The sequence below is a fragment of the Limosilactobacillus mucosae genome, assembly GCF_046939755.1.
GTDB lineage: Bacteria > Bacillota > Bacilli > Lactobacillales > Lactobacillaceae > Limosilactobacillus > Limosilactobacillus mucosae_A.
Genome location: NZ_JBKZAY010000083.1, coordinates 1 through 714, shown reverse-complemented (window position 1 = coordinate 714; position 714 = coordinate 1). Strand labels below are relative to the sequence as shown.

The window sequence follows — 714 nt, the reverse complement described above, 5'->3', positions numbered from 1 at the left end:
CGGCAGCTGACAGTTGGGAAGCCTTAAAAGATAATCGCGGGCATCGCAAGCCACAAAAAGCTTTAGAAGAGATGACCGAAAAAGAGCGACTTGAAGCTGAAATTAAAAGACTAAAGAAAATCAATCGAGAAATGGAGCTTGAGATCGCATTCGCAAAAAAATTAGTCGAAATACGCAATCGGGGGGTGAAGCTACCGGACGATATCAAGCGGTTCAAGAATTAATCAACGAAACCGCAGGTTCCGTTAGCAAACTGACTAAAATTGCCAAGGTTTCACGCAAATCATACTATCAGTGGCTTAAAAGACAGCCAACACAAAGAGAAATTGAGAACCAGGTAATTTTGGCAGCAATCTATCAGATTGAAAAACGCCATCAGAACTGTGCTGGTTATAAAAAAGTAACCGCGATTTTGAACAATGAGAACGGGAAAAATCAAGAAATTCCAGAATACACCTTTTCGTTTGACTTTCGTATCAATATTAAGCGTGTGCGCCGAATCATGCGGAAACACGGCATTAAAGCCGATGTCCGTCAGAAAAAGCGCAGCCGCAAGCAGGAACAACAACAGTACCAAGAGGATAATTTATTGGAACGGAAATTTATTCAGATAGCGCCGAATCTGGTTTGGGTGTCCGATACGACAGAACTAACCTATGGTCGCAACAACAAGGTTCGCTTACACGTAGTTTTGGACTTGTATGGTCGTTATGC

At 42.3% G+C, this 714-nt stretch carries 1 protein-coding gene and 1 pseudogene; both read left to right on the top strand.

Annotated elements, in window-relative coordinates; all coding sequences use genetic code 11:
- A pseudogene (locus ACLUWI_RS10195) lies at window positions 1-224 on the top strand (helix-turn-helix domain-containing protein); the annotation flags it as partial.
- A 119-nt stretch (window positions 225-343) separates the two neighbouring features.
- The coding region (locus tag ACLUWI_RS10190) for an IS3 family transposase (protein WP_412147231.1) at window positions 344-714 on the top strand (371 nt) is incomplete at its 3' end.